This window comes from Variovorax sp. dw_954, from assembly GCF_018449755.1.
Taxonomy (GTDB): domain Bacteria; phylum Pseudomonadota; class Gammaproteobacteria; order Burkholderiales; family Burkholderiaceae_C; genus Variovorax.
In genome coordinates, this window is record NZ_JAAVVD010000011.1 from 187,518 (window position 1) to 207,325 (window position 19,808).

At 64.8% G+C, this 19,808-nt stretch carries 21 protein-coding genes; 14 read left to right on the forward strand and 7 right to left on the reverse strand.

The genetic code is table 11. The features are described 5' to 3' along the window. Positions 1 to 13 precede the first annotated feature (13 nt). From HB681_RS18750 to bfr, 6 genes are all read right to left on the reverse strand, one after another. Entirely contained in the window at positions 14 to 1,378 is a 1,365-nt protein-coding gene (locus tag HB681_RS18750) for a sulfite reductase subunit alpha (protein WP_213956378.1), read from the reverse strand. 19 nt (positions 1,379 to 1,397) lie between these two features. After that, positions 1,398 to 2,297 carry an FAD:protein FMN transferase gene (locus tag HB681_RS18755; RefSeq protein WP_256354070.1) on the reverse strand — a complete coding sequence of 300 codons (900 nt, stop codon included), beginning with the start codon at positions 2,295 to 2,297 and terminating at the stop codon, positions 1,398 to 1,400. A gap of 110 nt (positions 2,298 to 2,407) precedes the next feature. Further along, positions 2,408 to 3,202 (reverse strand): DUF4198 domain-containing protein, encoded by a 795-nt coding sequence (locus HB681_RS18760; RefSeq protein ID WP_213956380.1) that lies wholly within the window; start codon positions 3,200 to 3,202, stop codon positions 2,408 to 2,410. 26 nt (positions 3,203 to 3,228) lie between these two features. Beyond that, positions 3,229 to 3,753 carry a DUF2271 domain-containing protein gene (locus HB681_RS18765; RefSeq protein ID WP_213956381.1) on the reverse strand — a complete coding sequence of 175 codons (525 nt, stop codon included), beginning with the start codon at positions 3,751 to 3,753 and terminating at the stop codon, positions 3,229 to 3,231. Between the two features lie 28 nt (positions 3,754 to 3,781). Beyond that, complete coding sequence (locus HB681_RS18770; RefSeq protein ID WP_213956382.1) at positions 3,782 to 4,426, reverse strand: PepSY-associated TM helix domain-containing protein; 645 nt, start codon at positions 4,424 to 4,426, stop codon at positions 3,782 to 3,784. Between the two features lie 147 nt (positions 4,427 to 4,573). Next, entirely contained in the window at positions 4,574 to 5,050 is a 477-nt protein-coding gene (bfr, locus tag HB681_RS18775; protein WP_213956383.1) for a bacterioferritin, read from the reverse strand. A 243-nt stretch (positions 5,051 to 5,293) separates the two neighbouring features. Here bfr and ahpC point away from each other — a divergent pair, with 243 nt between their 5' ends. The 8 genes from ahpC to HB681_RS18815 all read left to right on the forward strand — a co-directional run bounded on the left by ahpC (position 5,294) and on the right by HB681_RS18815 (position 14,018). Next, positions 5,294 to 5,866, forward strand: coding sequence for an alkyl hydroperoxide reductase subunit C (ahpC, locus tag HB681_RS18780; protein WP_213956384.1), 573 nt, complete (start codon positions 5,294 to 5,296; stop codon positions 5,864 to 5,866). Positions 5,867 to 5,948: 82 nt separating this feature from the next. Then, the gene (gene ahpF / locus HB681_RS18785; protein WP_213956385.1) at positions 5,949 to 7,550 is read left to right on the forward strand and encodes an alkyl hydroperoxide reductase subunit F; all 1,602 of its coding nucleotides are present in this window, start codon (positions 5,949 to 5,951) and stop codon (positions 7,548 to 7,550) included. 167 nt (positions 7,551 to 7,717) lie between these two features. Beyond that, positions 7,718 to 9,892, forward strand: coding sequence for a TonB-dependent hemoglobin/transferrin/lactoferrin family receptor (locus HB681_RS18790; RefSeq protein WP_218628253.1), 2,175 nt, complete (start codon positions 7,718 to 7,720; stop codon positions 9,890 to 9,892). A gap of 26 nt (positions 9,893 to 9,918) precedes the next feature. Continuing rightward, positions 9,919 to 10,968 carry a ChuX/HutX family heme-like substrate-binding protein gene (locus HB681_RS18795; protein ID WP_213956387.1) on the forward strand — a complete coding sequence of 350 codons (1,050 nt, stop codon included), beginning with the start codon at positions 9,919 to 9,921 and terminating at the stop codon, positions 10,966 to 10,968. Continuing rightward, the gene (locus HB681_RS18800) at positions 10,965 to 11,342 is read left to right on the forward strand and encodes a VOC family protein (RefSeq protein WP_213956388.1); all 378 of its coding nucleotides are present in this window, start codon (positions 10,965 to 10,967) and stop codon (positions 11,340 to 11,342) included. The genes HB681_RS18795 and HB681_RS18800 overlap by 4 nt, the downstream gene beginning before the upstream one ends. Next, complete coding sequence (locus tag HB681_RS18805; protein ID WP_213956389.1) at positions 11,339 to 12,208, forward strand: ABC transporter substrate-binding protein; 870 nt, start codon at positions 11,339 to 11,341, stop codon at positions 12,206 to 12,208. The genes HB681_RS18800 and HB681_RS18805 overlap by 4 nt, the downstream gene beginning before the upstream one ends. Continuing rightward, a complete protein-coding gene (locus HB681_RS18810) occupies positions 12,205 to 13,242 on the forward strand; it encodes an iron ABC transporter permease (protein ID WP_213956390.1) in 1,038 nt (345 codons plus the stop codon). The genes HB681_RS18805 and HB681_RS18810 overlap by 4 nt, the downstream gene beginning before the upstream one ends. Beyond that, positions 13,239 to 14,018: a heme ABC transporter ATP-binding protein gene (locus tag HB681_RS18815; protein WP_213956391.1), complete on the forward strand. Its 780-nt coding sequence runs from the start codon at positions 13,239 to 13,241 to the stop codon at positions 14,016 to 14,018. Before HB681_RS18810 ends, HB681_RS18815 begins: the two co-directional genes overlap by 4 nt. A gap of 54 nt (positions 14,019 to 14,072) precedes the next feature. On the opposite strand, the gene HB681_RS18820 is transcribed toward HB681_RS18815, so the two are convergent. Then, on the reverse strand, positions 14,073 to 14,894 hold the full coding sequence (locus HB681_RS18820) for a pyruvate, water dikinase regulatory protein (RefSeq protein ID WP_213956392.1): 822 nt from the start codon (positions 14,892 to 14,894) through the stop codon (positions 14,073 to 14,075). A 186-nt stretch (positions 14,895 to 15,080) separates the two neighbouring features. Here HB681_RS18820 and ppsA point away from each other — a divergent pair, with 186 nt between their 5' ends. The 6 genes from ppsA to rplI all read left to right on the forward strand — a co-directional run bounded on the left by ppsA (position 15,081) and on the right by rplI (position 19,740). Then, positions 15,081 to 17,474: a phosphoenolpyruvate synthase gene (gene ppsA, locus HB681_RS18825; protein ID WP_213956393.1), complete on the forward strand. Its 2,394-nt coding sequence runs from the start codon at positions 15,081 to 15,083 to the stop codon at positions 17,472 to 17,474. Between the two features lie 237 nt (positions 17,475 to 17,711). Beyond that, complete coding sequence (locus HB681_RS18830; RefSeq protein WP_213956394.1) at positions 17,712 to 18,185, forward strand: hypothetical protein; 474 nt, start codon at positions 17,712 to 17,714, stop codon at positions 18,183 to 18,185. Positions 18,186 to 18,289: 104 nt separating this feature from the next. Next, entirely contained in the window at positions 18,290 to 18,667 is a 378-nt protein-coding gene (gene rpsF, locus HB681_RS18835) for a 30S ribosomal protein S6 (RefSeq protein ID WP_213956395.1), read from the forward strand. A 4-nt stretch (positions 18,668 to 18,671) separates the two neighbouring features. Next, positions 18,672 to 18,974, forward strand: coding sequence for a primosomal replication protein N (gene priB, locus HB681_RS18840; protein WP_213956396.1), 303 nt, complete (start codon positions 18,672 to 18,674; stop codon positions 18,972 to 18,974). 18 nt (positions 18,975 to 18,992) lie between these two features. Next, on the forward strand, positions 18,993 to 19,274 hold the full coding sequence (gene rpsR / locus HB681_RS18845; RefSeq protein WP_007830781.1) for a 30S ribosomal protein S18: 282 nt from the start codon (positions 18,993 to 18,995) through the stop codon (positions 19,272 to 19,274). Positions 19,275 to 19,287: 13 nt separating this feature from the next. Beyond that, positions 19,288 to 19,740 carry a 50S ribosomal protein L9 gene (gene rplI / locus HB681_RS18850; RefSeq protein ID WP_213956397.1) on the forward strand — a complete coding sequence of 151 codons (453 nt, stop codon included), beginning with the start codon at positions 19,288 to 19,290 and terminating at the stop codon, positions 19,738 to 19,740. Positions 19,741 to 19,808 lie beyond the last annotated feature (68 nt).

Sequence of the window (19,808 nt, forward strand, 5' to 3'; positions counted from 1 at the left end):
GTCCAGCGCGGAGTCAGTAGATGTCGCGTCGATAGCGTGCGGCTGCCACCATCGCTGCGAAGCGGTTCGTGCCGGCCACCTGACGCAGTGCGGCGTCGACATCGGTGGCCATGCCTTGCAGGCTGCCGCAGACGTAGATGGCGGCGCCGCGGTCGAGCCAGGCGTTGAGTTCATCCGCCGCCTCGAGCAGGCGGTGCTGCACGTAGTGCCGTTGGGGCTGGTCGCGGGAGAAAACCATGTCGAGCCGACGCAGCAGGCCTGCCGAGTGCCATGCCTCGATCTCGTGGCGGCACAGCCAGTCGTGCTCGGCGTTGCGCTCGCCGAAAAGCAGCCAGTTGTCGCCACACCCTGCCGCAGCGCGGGCGCGCAGATGGCTGCGCAAGCCTGCCAGGCCGGTGCCGTTGCCGATCAGCACCAAGGGACGCGCCACGTTATCGCCCAGCTGGAAGCTCGGATGAGGCTTGATTCGCAAGGACACCTGGCCTCCTGGCGCCAGCGTGTCGGTGAGCCAGCCCGAGGCAAGGCCCAGCCGGCCGTCGGCGCGCATTTCCTGGCGGACCAGCAATTCGATCGCGCCGTCCTCGGGAATCGAGGCGATCGAATATTCGCGCGGACGCGTCGGGTCGCCAGGCACTTCGATTTGCACCAGGTCGCCGGATTGCCACACGGGTGGATTGCCCTGTGGCGGTGCGAGCACCAGGCGATGGATCGACGTGCCGACGCTGCCCGGGTTGAGCAGTTCGCGCTCTGACAATCGCCACTGCGTGAAAGGCTGCTGGCTTTCCCCTTGATCGTCTTCCGCGAGCCCGAGCCGGGTGTTCCATTGCATCAGCGCCGCAGGATCGGCGTTGTCGACTTCGACGCATGCGAATTCGCGCTTCGCGCCCCTCGCGTGGAGCCATTCGTCGAGTTGCCGGCCGAAGCCGCAGAAGTTCTGATACTGCCGGTCCCCCAACGCCAGCACGGCATAGCGCAGGGAGGGCAGCGAGGGCAGGGCGCCAATGCCCGCCATGATCTTCTCGACGAAGAGGCTCGCGCCGTCGGGCGCATCGCCTTCGCCATAGGTGCTGGCCACGAACAAGGCGCGTGGTGCGGATCGCAACATGTCGGCATCGAGGGCATTGAGGGCCAACACGCGCACGGGTGTGCCAAGCGCATGCAAGCCCCTGGCGGTTTGCCACGCGAGGGCTTCGGCCTGGCCGGTCTGCGTGCCGAACAGCACCAGGGCGGGTGTTGCGCCGTTGCCCGCCAGTGCGCGGGCGGCTGCCCGGTCTGAGGCATGCCGGCGTTGCTCGCGCCACCAGATCGCGCCGCACAACGCTGCGTAGGCGAGCACGGTGCCGGCCGCCGCGGCGCCGCGAAGGGCATCGATGGTCATGGACGGTCCTGCGCTGCGCTCATTTCCAGGCCCGGGAAGTGTGTGCGGCCAAGCCGCCGGGTTCGCGCACAAGGAACAGGGCGGCGACTTTATGCGCGTCCGCAAAGGCAAGTCCATCGACGGGGCCGAGGACGGTGAGCACGGTGGCCAGCGCATCCGCATGCATGCATTCGGCGTGCATCACGGTCACGGAGGACAGCGCGTGACCTATCGGTTCGCCGGATCGCGGATCGATGGCGTGCGACCAGCGGCGACCGGCTTGTTCCCGGTGGTGCCAGCGGTCGCCCGATGTCGCGATGGCCATGTCGGCGAGGGCGATGGCCTGTGATGGCGCAGTGCCTTGTTCGGGCGCGGCGAGCTGAACAGACCATGGCCGGCCGCCAGGCCGGCGGCCAACGCCGCGCAGTTCTCCGCCGACTTCGACCAGGAAGTCCTTCAAGCCCAGCGCCTGCAGCCCGTCGACCATGTGGTCGACCGCGAACCCCTTGGCGATGCCGGAGAAATCCAGCGTGAGTCCGCCCGGCTGCGACAAGGTTCGGCCCTGTGCATTGAAGGAAAGACGGCGCCAGCCACAACGTGCCCGGGCCGCGTCTACGGCTTGGCGCGTGGGCGCCGGGGCGTCGGGGCTGGCATCGGGGCCGAATCCCCAGAGGGCCACCAGCGGCCCCACGGTCGGGTCCAGCGCGCCGCCGCTGGCTTCCGCCCAGTGCAGCGCACAGGCCAGCACGGTGGCGAACTCGGGCGCCAGCGCATGCACGCTGCCGGCGCGCGCGCGGCCATACAGGCTCAGGTCCGAATCGTGTTCCCAGTGACTCATCTGGTCGACCACCCGTCCGAGCGCGGCCTCGGCCGTCGCCCGCACCATGTCGAGCGCGAGCATGCGCGGATTGTCGAAACGCAGCGACCAGGTCGTGCCCATGCTGCGACCGGCCAGGGAATGCAGCGTGGCCGGGTCGGCCTGGCGTGGCGTGACCGCACCGGCGTTCGCGTAGCCGCCCGCGCGCCAGGTCGCAAAGGAAGGTCGCGGATTCAGGGCATCACTTCCAGCGTGGCCGCATAGCTCAGGCGGCGTTCCTTGGCTTGCGGCACCGAGGTCTTGTTGTCGCGCGTGTTGACGTCGAGCCAGTACATGCCGGCGGTCGGCCATGTCACGCTGAACTGGCCCTTGCCGTCGGTCTTGATCTTCAGGTCTTCGAGCTTGTCCCGGTATTGCGTGTTGCCCGCGGTCACGGTCACGTCGAGGTCCTTGGCCGGCTGGCCATCCAGATGGATCGTGAAGGTCGATTTTTCGCCCTTGACCAGGTCGGTCGGTGCAGCTGTCGAGATCAGTTCCAGGCCCTGGCCGATCGGCTTGAGCGGCGAGGGCTTGCCCACCGTGATGAAGGTCTCGATGCGGCCCATCGATTGCGTGATGTTCACTTCTTGCGCATCGGCCGGTATCTCCTTGCCGATGGATTCGGCCGTGCCGCGTGCGCGCTTCTGCTGGCCCGTGGCCTTGTCTTTCCACGCCGCGAACACGCCGGTGTTGAGCACGGCGATGCGGTAGGTGCCCGGCTGCGAGGCGTTCACGTCGAAAACGTTGCGTTGCTTCAGCTTGGCTTCGGACTCGGGCTTGAGGGCGCTGCCGTCGGGTGCGGTGATCTGCAAGCCTTCGAGGCGCAGCGGGTTGTGGTTGGCGACGAACAGGTCGTTCGACACAGCCGCATCGATCGTCACGATGTCGCCCTTCGACAGCACGGTGGTCGACGGCAAGAGCCAGGCGTTGTGCGCCTGGGCGGTGCCCAGTGCGGCGGTAAGTGCGATGGCAAGCAGGGAAGTCTTCATGGTGGCTCCTTTGGAAGGGTGCGCTGTCAGGGTTTGAGTTCGAGCTTGATGCCGCCGAGTTCGTCCTTGCCAGTGGCGGCGAGCGGCTGCGCCGACGTGGGCGGCCATTGGAAGGGGATGCTCACGACCTCGCGGCCGCCTTGTTCGCGCGCGGCCTCGACCACGAACTTGTAGGCGCCCGGCGCCAGCTTGGGCAAGGCGGCCGAGCCTTCGCTGGCGTTGATCTGGTGCGTGCCGGCGGGCTTGGTCGCACCGGTGATGCCATCGACCGGCACCGCCAGTTCACGCCCGCCCCGCCGCCACCACTGGCGCAGGTCCTTCAGCCACTTGGTGCCTTCGCCTTCGGGGTTGTTGGTCTTGACGCGGATGTCGTACCAGACGCTGAGCGTTGCGGCGACGGTGTTGTCGGCTCGTTCGATCCAGGCGGCGACATAGGGCCGGTGGTACTCGGCCACGTTCAGGCGCGGCACCTCGATGCTGGCGCCGAGCCCAGCCGCGAACGCCGGAGCGCCGAACAGTGCGCCGAGCGCGAGGGAATAACGGACTTTCACGAAGCAACCTCGTTTCTCTGGAATAAAGTCAATGGATCAGGAGGAGCGCGAGCAGCATCGGGATCACCAACCCCATCCCGACCATGGGCCAGGTGAAGGGGCGATTGCCGGCGTGCATCTTCAGGATGAACAACCCGGTGATGGAGAAGACCAGCGTGGCCGCCGCGAAGATGTCGATGAACCAGCTCCAGGCCACGCCGGTGTTGCGGCCCTTGTGCAGGTCATTGAAGTAGGAAAGCCAGCCGCGGTCAGTGCGCTCGTACTCGACCTCGCCATCTCCCAGGTTGAGGCGCAACCAGGCGTCGCCGCCGGGGCGGGGGAGGGAGAGATAGATCTCGTCGTCCGACCACTCGGCCTGCTTGTCGGCGGTGTCGATGGCCCAGCGCTCGTGAAGCCAGCTCTGCAGGTCGGGTGGCAATGGGGCCTTGCCTTTGGCGCGCTGCTTGACCTGCTCCAGTTGTGCTTCAAGCGTGGCGAGCAGCGGCGCCTCGACGGTGCCGCGCTGCGTCTGGACGATGGGCCTGGCCTCGATTTGCGCCGAATGATTCAGCGTGAATCCGGTGATGCCGAAGAGCAGGAGGCCGATCAGGCAGACCGCAGAACTGACCCAGTGCCACTCGTGCAAGGTCTTCAGCCAATAGGCTCGGCGGCGGTTGTCAGGAGGGCCACTCATCTCGTGGTGCGGGGTCGAATCAGCATGGAAATGCCGGCGATTCTAGCCACACAGATGAGAATGAATGTTATTTACACGTAAAGTCCGGGCATGAAAAAGGGGCCGAAGCCCCTTGGTAGTCCAGCCTCTTGCGGGGCGGGCTGTAGTTCAGCTCGCTTCGCCCATCTGGCTCTGCAGGTAGTTCTGCAAGCCGACCTTTCCCACCAGGTCGATCTGGGTTTCGAGGAAGTCGATGTGCTCCTCGGTATCGTCCAGGATCTTTTGCAGGAGGTCGCGCGATACGTAGTCACGCACCGACTCGCAATGCGCGATGCCGGCCTTGATGGTGGCTTGTGCACCGGTCTCGCTCTTCAGGTCGCAGTCCAGGATTTCCGGCACGTCTTCGCCCACGTTCAGCTTGCCGAGGTCCTGCAGGTTGGGCAGGCCATCGAGCATGAAGATGCGGTCCATGAGCCAATCGGCATGCTTCATTTCGCCGATCGATTCTTCGTATTCTTTCTTGGCCAGCTTGTCCAGGCCCCAGTGCTTCAGCATTCGGTAGTGCAGGAAGTACTGGTTGATGGCGGTCAGCTCGTTCTTGAGCTGCGCTTGCAGGTGTTCGATGACTTGAGGGTCGCCCTTCATGGTGTTTTTCCTTCTTGTAGAACCCGGGATTGTGCGAGTTTGTTCACACTGCATGCAAGGTGCGTTCCACAAGGCCCCGTGTTGACACTCTGCATGCGTTTGATCGTGATAGGCGTTCGCATTGGCGTCTCATAGTTGAGACGGCAGCGCTTAATAGTTAGGACCTATCAAAATGCGAAAGTGAATTGGGTATACTCATGGCTCACCCTTTTCATTCACGTCTCTCGATCAAGGATTCCAGGCATGTCTCTTATCAACACCGAAATCATTCCCTTCAAGGCGACCGCTTATCACAACGGCAAGTTCGTGCCGGTGAGCAACGAAAACTTCAAGGGCAAGTGGTCGGTCGTGGTGTTCTATCCGGCGGACTTCACTTTCGTCTGCCCGACCGAACTGGGTGACCTGGCCGACAACTACGCTGAATTCCAGAAGCTGGGCGTCGAGATCTATGGCGTGTCGACCGACACCCACTTCACGCACAAGGCCTGGCACGACACGTCGGACACGATCCGCAAGGTGCAATACCCGCTGGTCGGCGACCCGAGCGGCCAACTGGCTCGCGCCTTCCAGGTGATGATCGAAGAAGGCGAAGACGCCGGCCTCGCCTATCGCGGCACCTTCGTGATCGACCCCGAAGGCAAGATCAAGACCGTTGAAGTGCACGACAACGGCATCGGCCGTGACGCCGCCGAACTGCTGCGGCGCGTGAAGGCTGCCCAATACGTTGCGGCCCACCCCGGCGAAGTCTGCCCGGCCAAGTGGACGGAAGGCGCCGAAACGCTGAAGCCTTCGTTCGACCTCGTCGGCAAGATCTAACTCGCCTCTGCGACGAAGCCCGGGCGCTCGACTGGCCCCCGGGCTTTTTTGTTCCCAATCAATCCTTGAAAGTGAATTCTTCATGCTCGACGCAGCCACCAAAGCCCAGCTCAAAAGCTATCTCGAACGCGCCACGCAGCCGATCGAAATCGTCGCCTCGCTCGACGACGGCAAGGCGTCGGCGGATGTGCTGTCGCTGCTGAAGGACGTCGCTGAAGTCTCGCCGCTGGTCAAGCTGACCGAAAGCCGCGACGACGACCATCGCAAGCCCTCGTTCTCGATCAATCGTCCGAGCGAGAACCACGGCCCGCGTTTTGCCGGCCTGCCGATGGGCCATGAATTCACGTCGCTGATCCTTGCGCTGTTGCAGGTCGGCGGCTATCCCCCCAAGGTCGAGCAGGCCGTGCTCGACCAGATCCGCGCGCTCGATGGTGATTTCGAGTTCGAGATCTATGTTTCGCTGACGTGCCACAACTGCCCGGACGTCGTGCAGGCACTGAACCTGATGGCCGTGCAGAACCCGCGTATTCGCGCCACGATGATCGAAGGCGGCACCTTCCAGCAGGAGGTGAAGGAGCGCCAGGTCATGGCCGTGCCGACCGTGTTCCTCAATGGCACGGAATTCGGCCAGGGTCGCATGAGCCTGGAAGAGATCCTCGCGAAGATCGACACCAGTGGCGTCGAGCGCGAGGCGAAGAAGATCGCCGGCAAGGATCCGTTCGATGTGCTGATCGTGGGCGGTGGGCCCGCCGGTGCGGCCGCAGCGGTGTACGCCGCGCGCAAGGGCATCCGCACCGGTGTCGCATCGGAGCGCTTCGGCGGCCAGGTGCTGGACACCATGGGCATCGAGAACTTCATTTCGATCAAGGAAACCGAAGGACCGAAATTCGCCCATGCCCTGGAAGAGCACGTACGCGACTACGACGTCGACATCATGAATCTGCAACGCGCCAAGGCACTGGTGCCGGGCAAGGAATTCATCGAGGTTCAGCTGGAAAGCGGCGCCTCGCTGAAGAGCAAGTCCATCGTCATCTCGACCGGCGCACGCTGGCGCAACATCAACGTGCCCGGCGAGCACGAGTTCAAGAACAAGGGCGTGGCGTATTGCCCGCATTGCGACGGGCCGTTGTTCAAGGGCAAGCGCGTGGCGGTGATCGGCGGCGGCAACTCGGGCGTCGAGGCGGCCATCGACCTGGCCGGCATCGTCGGCCACGTCACGCTGATCGAGTTCGACACGCAACTGCGTGCCGACGCGGTACTGCAACGCAAGCTCAAGAGCCTGAAGAACGTCGACATCTTCACCAACGCACAGACCACAGAGATCACTGGCGACCAGAAGGTCACTGGCTTGATCTACAAGGACCGCGCGACGAGCGAGCTGAAGACGGTGCCGCTGGAAGGCGTGTTCATCCAGATCGGCCTGGTGCCCAACACCGACTGGCTCAAGGGGACGGTCGAGTTGTCGAAACACGGCGAGATCATCGTGGACGCCAAGGGCCAGACTTCGGTGCCGGGCGTGTTCGCTGCGGGCGACGTGACGACGGTGCCGTTCAAGCAGATCATCATCGCGGCGGGCGAGGGCGCGAAGGCGGCATTGAGTGCGTTCGATCACCTGATCCGCACGTCGGCACCGGCGGAAGAACCCGCGACGGCGAAGGATCTCGCGGTCGAATCAGTTGTCTGAATGAGAACGATTCGCATATAATCTGCGGCCCGGGCACATATCGCCCGGTCCACCGCCAGCCAGTCCCCGGCGCGCACGCGCGCCCGTCCAGCGAGCAGTTTCACGACGACTGTTTCCCTGGACCTTTTGTGCCCACTCACTGCGCCCCTGTATTCCGTCTCCGCCCCTTGACCCTGCTGATCGCCTGCGCTTACGCCGTGGGCGCCTCGGCCCAAGACAGCCCGCGCACGTCCGTGCTCAAGGAGGTCGTCGTCACCGCGACGCGCTCCGAGCAGAACAAGGACGACCTGCCCGCGACCATCGAGGTGATCGATCGCAAGACCATCGAGTCGGAGCAGATCAACGACATCCGCGATGCGGTGCGCGACGTGCCGAACGTGTCGGTCAAGCGCGCACCGGCCCGCTTTGGACTCGCGCTCGGCAACACGGGGCGCGACGGCAATGCCGGCTTCAACATCCGCGGGCTCGACGGCAACCGTGTGCTGCTGCTGACCGATGGCGTGCGCACGCCGCGCAGCTATGTGTTCAGCGCCAACGCCTTCGGGCGCGACTATTTCGACGTCAACCTGATCGAGCGCATCGAGATCGTCAAGGGCACGGTGTCGGTGCTCTATGGCTCCGACGGCCTGGCGGGACTGGTCAACTTCATCACGCGGGAACCGGCCTCGTACTTGCGCGACGGCAAGACCTTCGGCGGCAGCGCCAGCATTGCGTACAGCGGTGATGACGACGGCTGGAACACCGGCGTGACCTTGGCGGGCAAGCCAAGCGAGACAGTGCAATGGTTGCTTTCTGCAAGCGTCGGCCGCACGAATGAACTCGAGAACATGGGCCAGAACTACTCGGCCAACACCGACCGCACGGCCCCCAATCCGGAGCGCGACAAGAACCAGGGCCTGCTGGCCAAGGTCATCCTCACGCCAAATGCCGCCCAGCGCCACACCTTCACGCTGGAGCACGTCGACAAGACGGCGAAGTACGACCTGCTGTCGGGCCTTTCGAAGCCACCGCTCAATTCGACTTCGGTGATCGGGCTCGACGCCAAGACCGACATGCAGCGTGACCGGCTCACGTGGGACGGCCGCGTGCGCGTCGACACCGCGGTGGCCGACAACCTGCAAGCGGTGGTGAGCTACCAGAAGGCCAAGTCCCGCGAGTACATCTTCGAAAACCGCCTGTCCGCTGCCGACCGCTCGCGCGACGTGACCTTCGACGAAGCCACCTGGCAACTCAACCTGCAAGCCGGCAAGGCGATCCCCATGGCCAACGGCTGGGGTCAGCGCATCACCTACGGCGCCGATTACATCCGCACCGATGTCGAAAACCTGCAGACCGGCCTGACGCCGCCGGCCGGCGAAACCTATCCGCTCAAGCGCTTCCCGGACACCCGCGAGACCAGCGCCGCCCTCTACATCCAGGACGAGTTCATCCACGACCGTTGGAGCATCACGCCCGGCGTGCGCTACGACCGTTTCGACCTCGACGCGGACCAGGCCGGCTTCAACGCCACCGCCGTCTCGCTCAAGGGTTCGGCCGTGTCGCCCAAGCTGGGCGTGCTGTTCCATGCGACGCCGGACCTGGCGCTGTACGGCAACTACGCCTCCGGCTTCAAGGCGCCCAATGCCTTCCAGGTCAACAACTTCTTCGAGAACGTGATCCAGGGCTACAAGACGATTCCCAATCCGAATCTGAAGCCCGAGAAAAGCCAGAACTTCGAACTGGGCCTGCGCGGCCGCACCGGCATCTTCCGCTTCGAGGCCGCCGCCTTCACCGGCGACTACAAGAACCTCATCGAGAACGACAGGCTGGTCGGCGGCCGCGGCATCCCGCGCATCGATCCGCTGATCTACCAGTCCGTCAACATCGGCCGCGCGCGCATCAGCGGCTTCGAATTGAAGGGCGAGTTCGACTGGCGCGAAGACGGCACCGGCATCTCGATGCCCTTCGCCTACGGGCAGACCAAGGGCACCGATCGCACCAACGGACGGCCGCTCAATTCGGTCGACCCGCAGAAGTTCAACGTCGGCCTCAGGTACACCGCGCCGACCTGGAACGTGCGGCTAGACGCGGTCTACCATGCGGCCAAGAAGCGTTCCGATGTCGACCCGACGGAAGTCGCGACCGGCCTGCAGTTCCTCACGCCATCGGCGACCACGCTGGACCTCAGCGCCCAATGGAGCATCCGAAAGGACTTGCGCCTCAACATGGCCATCGTCAATCTCACGGACGAGAAGTATTGGATGTGGAGCGACGTTCGCGGCGTCACACAGACCTCGCCCATCCGCGACGCCTACACGCAGCCGGGCCGCCATCTCAACGTCACGCTGGTGGCGGACTTTTGATCTTTGAACAACAAAGGAACCACACGATGAACCTGCAAGAGATTCGAGAACGCTTCGCCGTCCTGCGCGCCGAGGGCAAGCGCCACAAGGATGCCGCGGAGGCGATGGGCCTGAGCGAGGGCGCAGCCATCGCGGCCCACGTCGGCGCGCACGAGGCGCCGATCAAGTCCGTGCCCCTGCGAGGCCCCTGGCTGGACCTGTTGCAGGCGCTGGAACTGTGCGGCCCGGTGCTTGCGCTCACGCGCAACGCTTCGACGGTGCATGAGAAGACCGGCGTCTACCAGAACCTCTCGGGCAGCGGCCATGTCGCGCTGGCGCTCGGTGAAGACATCGACCTGCGCATCTTCTTCAATCAATGGCACGCAGGCTTCGCGGTGACCGAGGGTGCGAGCCTGAGCCTGCAGTTCTACAACGCGCATGGCGTTGCGGTGCACAAGGTTTTTGCACGCGATGCCACGGACCGCGATGCGCTGCAATCGGTCATCGACGCGCATGCGGAACCGGGGCAAGACGTCCTGTTCTCTCCCGCGGATCCGAAGCCTGCGCCGCGCGCCGACAGCGCGATCGACGCCGCCGCCCTGGCCGAAGCCTGGGGCGCCATGCAGGACACGCACGAGTTCTTCGGCCTGCTGAACAAGTTCGAGGTCGAACGCCAGCAGAGCTTCCGCCTCACCCAGGGCACGTTCACGCAGCGCGCCGAAAAGACCGCGGTGCGCGACCTGCTCAACGAGGCGGCCTTCGACGGCACGCCGATCATGGTGTTCGTCGGCAGCCCCGGCTGCATCCAGATCCACACCGGCCCCGTCGTGCGCGTGGAGCCGATGGAGATGCGCGGCATGCAGTGGCTCAACGTGCTGGACCCAGGTTTCAACCTGCACATGCGCGAGGACCTGATCGACGCGGTGTGGATCGTCGAGAAGCCGACCAGCGATGGCGTGGTGACTTCCGTGGAGGCCTTCGACCGCGAGGGTGGGTTGATGGCCATGTTCTTCGGTGCGCGCAAGCCGGGCGTGCCGGAGCGCGAGGCCTGGCGCGAGATCGTGCGCAAGCTGCCGCGGATGGAGGTGGTCGCATGACCAATCTCAAGACCGTGGAGATCAAGGCCTTCCTGCCCGCGAAGGACTACGCGCTGTCGCAGCGCTTCTACCAGGACCTGGGCTTCACCATGGCATCGGACGGTGGTGGCGTCTCCTACTTTCACTACGGCAACTCGAGCTTCCTCCTGTGCGAGTTCTACGTGCAAGCGTTTGCAGAGAACCTGTCGATGCACCTGCTGGTGGAAGACGTGCATGCCTGGTTCGAACAGGTGAAGGCCAGTGGCGTGGTCGAGAAGTACGGTGTGCGCCTCACGCCACTCGAAGAGCAGCCGTGGGCCATGATCGACTTCACGTTGGCCGATCCTGCGGGCGTGTGCTGGCGCATCGGCCAGAACATCGATCGAAAAACATGAGGAAGCCGTCGAATCTGCAGCGCCGCGACGTGCTTCGGGGCATCGCCGCATCGGCCGGGCTGCTTGCGCTGCCGGCGCTGGCGCAGGAGAAGATGCCGCGGCTCATCACCATCAGCGGCGCCATCACGGAGGTGGTCTACCTGCTGGGCGCGGAACGCCAGCTGGTCGGCACCGACACCACCAGCCTCTATCCGCAGGCCGCGCAGAAGACGCCCAAGGTCGGGTACATGCGCCAGCTCTCGGCCGAGGGATTGCTGTCGCTCAAGCCCGACGCGGTGATCGCGACGACCGAGTCGGGACCGCCCGTGGTGCTCGACCAGTTGCGCGGTGCCGGCGTCAGGCTGGAACTGGTCGAGGCCGATCACAGCTGGAGCGAGGTGCAACGCAAGGTGCAGGCGGTGGGTCGCGCGGCGGCGCGCGAGGCGCAGGCGCGTGAGCTTCAGGCGGGGCTCGACGGCGAGTGGAGCGAAGTGCAGAAGCGCGTCGCGGCGTCCACGGCGCGCAAGCCACGCGTGCTGTTCGTGTTGTCGCACAGCGCCAGCCCGCAGGTGTCGGGCGAGAAGACGGCAGCCCATGCCGTCATCGGATTCGCCGGTGGCATGAACTGCCTCGGCGGCTTTCAGGGCTACCGCCCGATGACGGCCGAGGCCATGGCCAGCGCGGCGCCCGACATCATCCTCACCAGCACGCAGAGCATCGAGGCGCATGGCGGCATCGACAAGTTCTGGGAGCGCCCCGAACTCGCCTTGACGCCCGCGTTCAGGAAGCGCGCGCTGGTCACTCGGGATGCCTTGCTGCTCCTCGGCTTCGGACCGCGACTGCCCGGGGCCATCGGTGAGTTGCACCAGCGGTTCCTCTCGGTATGAACGCCCGGCTATCGATGCGCGCCGCCATCGTGGGTGGCGGCGTACTGCTGGCAATGTCCGTCGCGCTGGGCGCCGCGTCGGGTGCCTACGCCATCAGCGTCTCGCAGCTCTGGCAAGTGCTCGCCGCAGTCTGGAACGACGCGGCCGACCCGTCGCCCCAGCAGCTGGTCTTCATGAACATCCGGTTGCCGCGGCTGCTTCTCGGCGTGGCCGCGGGTGCGGGCCTGGGCATGTCGGGCGCGCTGATGCAGGGCCTGTTCCGCAATCCGCTGGCCGACCCGGGCCTGATCGGCATCAGCAGCGGCGCGGCGCTGGCCGCCGGCGTGACCATCGTGCTCGGCGCCTGGCTGTGGCCGGTGCTGCCGCGCACGCTGGGGAGCTGGACTCTGGTGACCATGGCATTTGGCGGCGGCTTCCTGGTCACCTTGCTGATCTACAGCCTGTCGCGCAGCGAGGGCGGCACGCGCATGGCGCTGATGCTGCTGGCCGGCATCGCCATCAATGCCCTGGCCGGCGCGGGGCTCGGCCTGTTGAGCGTGATGGGCACCGATGAACAGCTGCGCAGCCTGCAGTTCTGGCTGCTCGGCAGCCTTGGCGGTGCGCGCTGGAGTGCAGTGATCCTCGTGAGCATGGTGGTTCTTGTCGCCTGCGCCTTTGCCTTGACGCTGTCGGCGCCGCTCAACGCCATCGCGCTGGGCGAATCGCAGGCCGCGTTGCTCGGTGTCGACGTCGAGCGCGTGAAGCGGCGCGCCATCGTGGTGACGGCCTTCGCGGTCGGCTCGGTGACGGCGACCACCGGGATCATCGGCTTCATCGGCTTGATCGCGCCGCATTGGGTGCGCATGGTCGCGGGGCCGGACCATCGGGTGGTGCTGCCGGCCTCGAGCCTGCTGGGCGCGGCGCTGGTGCTGGCGGCCGACACGGTGGCGCGCACCTTGATGGCGCCGGCTGAACTGCCGCTCGGCGTGCTGACGGCCTTCATTGGCGTGCCGATTTTCCTGCTGATGCTGCGCCACTTCCGGGATCGCGTATGACCTTGTCGTGTATCGCCGCAAGCGTGCTGATCGGCGCGAAGACCTTGCTCACGGAGTCCACGGTGCACCTGCATCCGGGTCGGGTCACCGCGATCCTCGGGCCGAATGGCGCCGGCAAGTCGACGCTGCTGTCATTGCTCGGCGGCCAGCGCCGGCCGACGCAGGGCGCGGTGCTGCTGGACGACCGGCCGCTGGACGCCTATCCGCCCGCGACGCTGGCCTTGCACCGGGCGCTGATGCCGCAGGAGAGCGCGGTCGCGTTCGACTTCAATGCGCAGGAGATCGTGGCGCTGGGCCGCTTCCCCCACCGACTGAAACCCGGCCGCGACGAAGACCAGATCATCGCCAGCGCAATGTCGCTGACCGACGTCTCGCCGCTGGCGCCGCGCATCCTCAACACGCTCTCGGGCGGCGAGAAGGCGCGCGTTCACATGGCGCGGGCGCTGGCGCAGCTCTGGCATCCGCGGCCCGACAAGGCGACCCGCTGGTTGCTGCTGGACGAACCAACCGCCGCGCTGGACATCGCGCATCAGCATGCCGCGATGCGCCTGCTGCGCGACTGGTCGGCCAAGGGGGTGGGCGTGGTTGCGGTACTGCACGACCTCAACCTGGCACTGCGCTATGCCGACGATGTGGTGGTGGTCCGATCCGGCCATTCCGCGATCCAGGGCGCGGCAGCGGGCGTGTTGCGGCCGGAGTTGATCGAGGAGGTCTGGGGCACCACCTGTCAGCCGGTGGCCGGCCGCGATGGGGCGGTCCAATACCTGTTCGGCTGAATTGCGCGAGTCGATGTGGCCATGCCATCCCGAGTGGGCGGGCATGGACCGGCGCTAGTACGTCAGCCGCTCCGGCCGCAACTCCTGCAGGATCGTCGTCGCGATTTCCTCGATCGACTTGGTCGTGGTCGACAGCCAGCGAATGCCGGCCCGCCGCATCATCGCCTCCGCCTCGGAGATCTCGTGCCGGCAGTTCTCGATGCTCGCGTAGCGCGAATTCGGCCGCCGCTCATTGCGGATCTGCGCCAGGCGCTCGGCCTGGATCGTGAGCCCGAAGATCTTCTTCTTGTGCGGCAGCAGGGCCGGTGGCAACTGCCGCCGGTCGAAGTCTTCCGGAATCAACGGGTAGTTGGCCGCCTTCAGCCCGTGCTGCATGGCCAGGTACAGCGAGGTCGGCGTCTTGCCGCTGCGACTCACGCCGACCAGGATCACGTCGGCGCCATCGAGGTCGCGATTGCTCTGCCCGTCGTCGTGCTGCAGGCTGAAGTCGATGGCCGCGATGCGCGCGTCGTATTCCTTGCTCTTGCTCACGTCGCTGAAGCGGCCGATGCGGTGGTTCGACTTCATCGCCAGTTCGATCTCGAGCGGCCGCACGAAGGTGCCGAACATGTCGAGCAGCATGCCCTTGCAGCCAGTCTCGATCACTTCGAGCACATCCATGTTGGCCAGGGTGGTGAATACGATGGGCCGCTGCCCCTCGATCTCGGCCGTGTGGTTGATGCGCCTGACGGCCTGGTGCGCCTTGTCGACCGTGTCGGTAAAAGGCAGTCGAACGTGGCGAGGCGTCAATTCGAACTGCGCCAGGACCGCGTTGCCGAAGGTCTCTGCGGTGATGCCCGTGCCGTCCGAAACAAAGAAAACTGTGCGAGTGTGCATGTTGGGTTGCCTTTGCTTGCGGCGCGCAGAAACGGTGCGGCGCCTACAATTCGGGCCAATTATGGGGAATCCGTTTCCCCCTGCCTCATTTCTCCCCATGCTCTCCGCGACCGCACCCAAAGCAACGACAACGATCGTGCGCCGCCGCCGGCATGGCCCAAAGGTTTTAACTTCTGGAGCTTTCCCATGTCTGACCTCTTTGAAGCGACCGCCCTGGTCGTTCCGTTTGAGAACCTGAGAATGACCGACGTCGAGTCGGTCGGCGGCAAGAACGCCAGTCTCGGCGAGATGATTTCCCAACTGCCGCAAGGCGTGCGCGTGCCTACGGGCTTCGCGACAACGGCGCATGCGTTCCGTCAGTTCCTGGCGCATGACGGCCTGGCCGACAAGATCAGCAAGCGCCTTGCCGCGCTCGACACCGAAGACGTGCGCGCACTGGCTGTGGCCGGTGCCGAGATCCGCGCAATGGTCGAGGCCCAGCCTTTCCCGGAAGACTTGCAAAAAGCCATTGCCGATGCCTTCGCCACGCTGAGCGCCGGCAACCCGCAAGCCAGCTTCGCCGTGCGCTCGTCCGCTACGGCAGAAGACCTGCCTGACGCATCCTTCGCCGGCCAGCAAGAGACTTTTCTCAACGTGGTCGGCATCGATGACGTGCTGCACAAGATGAAGGAGGTGTTCGCCTCCCTCTACAACGACCGCGCCATCAGCTATCGCGTGCACAAGGGCTTCGCGCATGACGTGGTCGCACTGTCCGCCGGCGTGCAGCGCATGGTGCGCTCCGACCTCGGCGCGGCCGGCGTGATGTTCACCATCGACACCGAGTCCGGCTTCGAAGACGTGGTGTTCATCACCTCCAGCTATGGGCTGGGCGAGACGGTGGTGCAGGGCGCCGTGAACCCCGACGAGTTCTACGTCCACAAGCCGATGCTCAAGGCCGGCAAGCGCTCGGTGATCCGCCGCAACCTCGGCTCCAAGTTGATCCAGATGGAGTTCGCCACGCCGGAGGAAAAGAAGGCGACCGGCAAGCTGGTCAAGACCACCGACGTGCCGACAGAGCAGCGCAACCGTTATTCGCTGACCGATGCGGACGTCGAGCAACTCGGCAGGTACGCGCTTGTCATCGAGGAACACTATGGCCGCCCGATGGACATCGAATGGGGGAAGGACGGCACCGACGGGCTGCTCTACATCCTGCAGGCGCGCCCCGAGACCGTGAAGAGCCAGCAGCAAGGCAAGGCCGAACAGCGCTACAAGCTGCTGGGCAAGGGCGCCGTGCTGGCAGAGGGCCGTGCCATCGGCCAGAAGATCGGCACCGGCCCCGTGCGCCTCGTGCACAACATCAGTGAGATGGACAAGGTGCAGGCCGGTGACATCCTCGTCACCGACATGACCGACCCGAACTGGGAGCCGGTGATGAAGCGCGCCTCCGCGATCGTCACCAACCGCGGTGGGCGTACCTGCCACGCGGCCATCATCGCGCGCGAACTCGGCATTCCGGCCGTGGTCGGCTGCGGCGACGCGACCGAGCTGCTGAAGGAAGGCACGCTGGTCACGGTGAGCTGCGCCGAGGGCGACACCGGCTTCATCTACGACGGCTTGCTCGAAACCGAAGTCACCGAGGTCACGCGCGGCGAGATGCCGCCGATCGACCTCAAGATCATGATGAACGTCGGCAACCCGCAGCTGGCTTTCGACTTCGCGCAATTGCCCAATCACGGCGTGGGGCTGGCGCGGCTCGAGTTCATCATCAACAACAACATCGGCGTGCACCCGAAGGCGATCCTCGACTATCCGAATGTCGACGTCGACCTGAAGAAAGCCGTGGAATCGGTGGCGCGCGGGCACGCGTCGCCGCGTGCGTTCTACGTCGACAAGGTGGCGGAAGGCATCGCCACCATCGGCGCCGCCTTCTGGCCCAAGCCGGTGATCGTGCGTTTGTCGGACTTCAAGTCGAACGAATACCGCAAGCTGATCGGCGGCTCGCGCTACGAGCCCGAGGAAGAGAACCCTATGCTTGGCTTCCGTGGCGCCGCGCGCTACGTGAGCGAGGAATTCCGCGAAGCCTTCCTCATGGAGTGCGAAGCGCTCAAGCGCGTGCGCAACGAGATGGGCCTGACCAACGTGCAGATCATGGTGCCCTTCGTGCGCACGCTGGGCCAGGCCGAGCGCGTGACAGGCCTGCTGGCCGCCGAAGGTTTGAAGCGCGGCGAGAACGAACTCAAGATCATCATGATGTGCGAGGTGCCGAGCAACGCCATCCTGGCCGACGAGTTCCTGCAGTACTTTGACGGCTTCTCGATCGGTTCCAATGACCTGACCCAGCTCACCCTGGGCCTGGACCGCGACTCGGGCCTCGAGCTGCTCGCCGCCGACTTCGACGAGCGCGATCCTGCCGTCAAGGCCATGCTGAGCCGCGCCATCAAGGCCTGCAAGGCGCAAGGCAAGTATGTCGGCATCTGCGGCCAGGGCCCCAGCGACCATCCCGACTTCGCGTTGTGGCTGGCAGAGCAGGGCATCGAGTCGATCTCGCTTAACCCCGACAGCGTGATCGACACCTGGAAGCAACTCGCGGCGCGCTGAAGGCCCGTCAGGCGGCCCGGGCTGAGGCGGGCCGGGCCGGGCGACACGCGCTGTGTTGCTCGCGCTACGCAATCGATCACACTGCGACGCTATTTGCCGCGACTGATTGTGTCAATTTGCAACTTGTTGCCAGTTTGGTGTCAGACTTCTATGTCATCAGGGAATGGAAGTCTGCCGTTTGCCATGGGCGCAAGACCCCGCACGGCTCCTGCGAATCAAATCGCGTGAGAGATAGCCATGATTCTCGTGAAGACCGAAGCCGGGCAACAGGCGTTCAGGGACCGGACGATCCGGCTTACGCCCCGCCAGCGCTCGGCATTCTTCCTTTGCGACGGCAAGCGCACCATCGAAGAAGTTCAAGCTGCCGGCGTGAACATTGCACGCGAAGACCTGGACGAGATGGTTTCGCTCGGCATGCTCAGGGCGATCAACGGCGTGACGCACGATGTCGTGCTGGGTGAGGTCGTCGCTTCGCCAGTCATCGTCACCGCTGAGGCGAGCAATGACGGTCGCTCTGCCCAGGACCGATACAAGGCTGCGTATCCGATCGCGACGCGCCTCTCCGGCAGCTTGGGCCTGCGTGGCTTCAGGCTCAACCTGGCGGTCGAAGGCACGTCCAGTTACGAGGAACTGCTCGCTTTGGCCCCCAGGATCCGCGCTGCCGTCGGGCCGGACAGGGCCGCGGAACTCGATAACGCGTTGGGAACCTGAGGCCGCTAAAACCGGGCTATAATAATCGGCTTTGCCTTGCCACACCGCGCACGACGCTGCGGGTGGCTTAACCCCTTCCCCAGGGAAGACCCATAAGGAGCGCCATGCGTCACTATGAAATCATTTTGCTGATCCACCCGGATCAGAGCGAGCAAGTTCCGGCCATGCTGGAGCGTTACAAGGGCCTGATCACGGCCGGCGGCGGCAAGATCCACCGCGTTGAAGACTGGGGCCGTCGCCAGTTGGCCTACCAGATCAACAAGCTCAACAAGGCTCACTACCTGTGCGTGAACATCGAGGCTGAACAAGCTGTGATGGCCGAACTGGAACACGCGTTCAAGTTCAACGACGCCGTGCTGCGCCACCTCACCGTCCAGAAGAAGAAGGCCGACACCGGTCCTTCGTCGATGATGAAGACGGTCGAGCGCGAAGAAGCCCGCAAGGCTCAACAGGCCGAATACGCTGCCGCCAACAACAACTGATGGCGTGAAGGCTGCCGCAGCCAACCAGGTCCGCCTGACTGCCTGCGTCGCCGAACTCGGAACCTTGCGATACACGCCTGCCGGATTGCCCGCCATCGACCTGAAGCTCGAACACGAGTCGACTGTCGAAGAGGCCGGAAAACCAAGGCAGGTGAAGGCGGCCCTCAAGGCCGTGGCGTTCGGCGCAATAGCCGAGCGACTCGCAAGGCAGGCGATGGGAAGTCTCTGGTTGTTTCAGGGCTTCCTTGCCACTCCGGGGAACGGCAAGCATCCGGTTTTGCACATCCAGGATTTTCAGCAAGATTAATTTTTCAGAGGTCCAACCATGGCCACGTTCAAGAAATTCAACAAAGACAAGCGCCCGAAGCGCAACACCCAGTCGCTGCTGTTCAAGCGCAAGCGCTTCTGCCGCTTCACCGTCGCTGGCGTCGAAGAGATCGACTACAAGGACATCGACACGCTGCGCGACTTCATCAGCGAAAACGGCAAGATCATCCCCGCACGCCTGACCGGCACGCGCGCGATCTACCAGCGCCAGCTCAACACCGCCATCAAGCGCGCACGCTTCCTGGCCATGGTGCCGTACAGCGACCAGCACCGCGTCTAAGGAGCCAGACACCATGCAAATCATTCTTCTGGACAAGGTCGTCAACGTCGGCGCCCTCGGCGACATCGTCAAGGTCAAGGACGGCTACGCCCGCAACTTCCTGATCCCTTCGGGCCGCGCCCGTCGCGCCACCGAAGCCAACAAGGCCGAATTCGCCGCCAAGCGCGCCGAACTCGAAAAGGCTGCGGCCGCCAAGCTGGCCGAATCGCAAGCTCAGGGCGAGAAGCTCGGTGGCACCGCCATCAAGCTGACGCAAAAGGCTGGCGTCGACGGCCGCCTGTTCGGCTCGGTCACCAACCACGACGTCGCCGAAGAGCTGAACAAGCAAGGCTACAAGGTCGTGAAGTCGCAAGTGCGCATGCCCAACGGCCCGATCAAGACCGTTGGCGACAGCACCGTGAGCGTTGCACTTCACACCGACGTGGTGGTCGACATCACCGTCACCGTGTACGGCGAAACCGCTTAAGTCACGCTGATCAGGGGCTGCCTTCGGGTGGCTTCGAACCAAAGGCCGCCTTCGGGCGGCCTTTGTCT

Bases quoted from the DNA above. Each gene is read 5' to 3' on its own strand.
- HB681_RS18750 (WP_213956378.1), bottom strand. From the start codon at position 1,378: ATGACCATCGATGCCCTTCGCGGCGCCGCGGCGGCCGGCACCGTGCTC.
- HB681_RS18755 (WP_256354070.1), bottom strand. From the start codon at position 2,297: ATGGGCACGACCTGGTCGCTGCGTTTCGACAATCCGCGCATGCTCGCG.
- HB681_RS18760 (WP_213956380.1), bottom strand. From the start codon at position 3,202: ATGAAGACTTCCCTGCTTGCCATCGCACTTACCGCCGCACTGGGCACC.
- HB681_RS18770 (WP_213956382.1), bottom strand. From the start codon at position 4,426: ATGAGTGGCCCTCCTGACAACCGCCGCCGAGCCTATTGGCTGAAGACC.
- bfr (WP_213956383.1), bottom strand. From the start codon at position 5,050: ATGAAGGGCGACCCTCAAGTCATCGAACACCTGCAAGCGCAGCTCAAG.
- ahpC (WP_213956384.1), top strand. From the start codon at position 5,294: ATGTCTCTTATCAACACCGAAATCATTCCCTTCAAGGCGACCGCTTAT.
- ahpF (WP_213956385.1), top strand. From the start codon at position 5,949: ATGCTCGACGCAGCCACCAAAGCCCAGCTCAAAAGCTATCTCGAACGC.
- HB681_RS18795 (WP_213956387.1), top strand. From the start codon at position 9,919: ATGAACCTGCAAGAGATTCGAGAACGCTTCGCCGTCCTGCGCGCCGAG.
- HB681_RS18800 (WP_213956388.1), top strand. From the start codon at position 10,965: ATGACCAATCTCAAGACCGTGGAGATCAAGGCCTTCCTGCCCGCGAAG.
- HB681_RS18805 (WP_213956389.1), top strand. From the start codon at position 11,339: ATGAGGAAGCCGTCGAATCTGCAGCGCCGCGACGTGCTTCGGGGCATC.
- HB681_RS18810 (WP_213956390.1), top strand. From the start codon at position 12,205: ATGAACGCCCGGCTATCGATGCGCGCCGCCATCGTGGGTGGCGGCGTA.
- HB681_RS18815 (WP_213956391.1), top strand. From the start codon at position 13,239: ATGACCTTGTCGTGTATCGCCGCAAGCGTGCTGATCGGCGCGAAGACC.
- HB681_RS18820 (WP_213956392.1), bottom strand. From the start codon at position 14,894: ATGCACACTCGCACAGTTTTCTTTGTTTCGGACGGCACGGGCATCACC.
- ppsA (WP_213956393.1), top strand. From the start codon at position 15,081: ATGTCTGACCTCTTTGAAGCGACCGCCCTGGTCGTTCCGTTTGAGAAC.
- HB681_RS18830 (WP_213956394.1), top strand. From the start codon at position 17,712: ATGATTCTCGTGAAGACCGAAGCCGGGCAACAGGCGTTCAGGGACCGG.
- rpsF (WP_213956395.1), top strand. From the start codon at position 18,290: ATGCGTCACTATGAAATCATTTTGCTGATCCACCCGGATCAGAGCGAG.
- rpsR (WP_007830781.1), top strand. From the start codon at position 18,993: ATGGCCACGTTCAAGAAATTCAACAAAGACAAGCGCCCGAAGCGCAAC.
- rplI (WP_213956397.1), top strand. From the start codon at position 19,288: ATGCAAATCATTCTTCTGGACAAGGTCGTCAACGTCGGCGCCCTCGGC.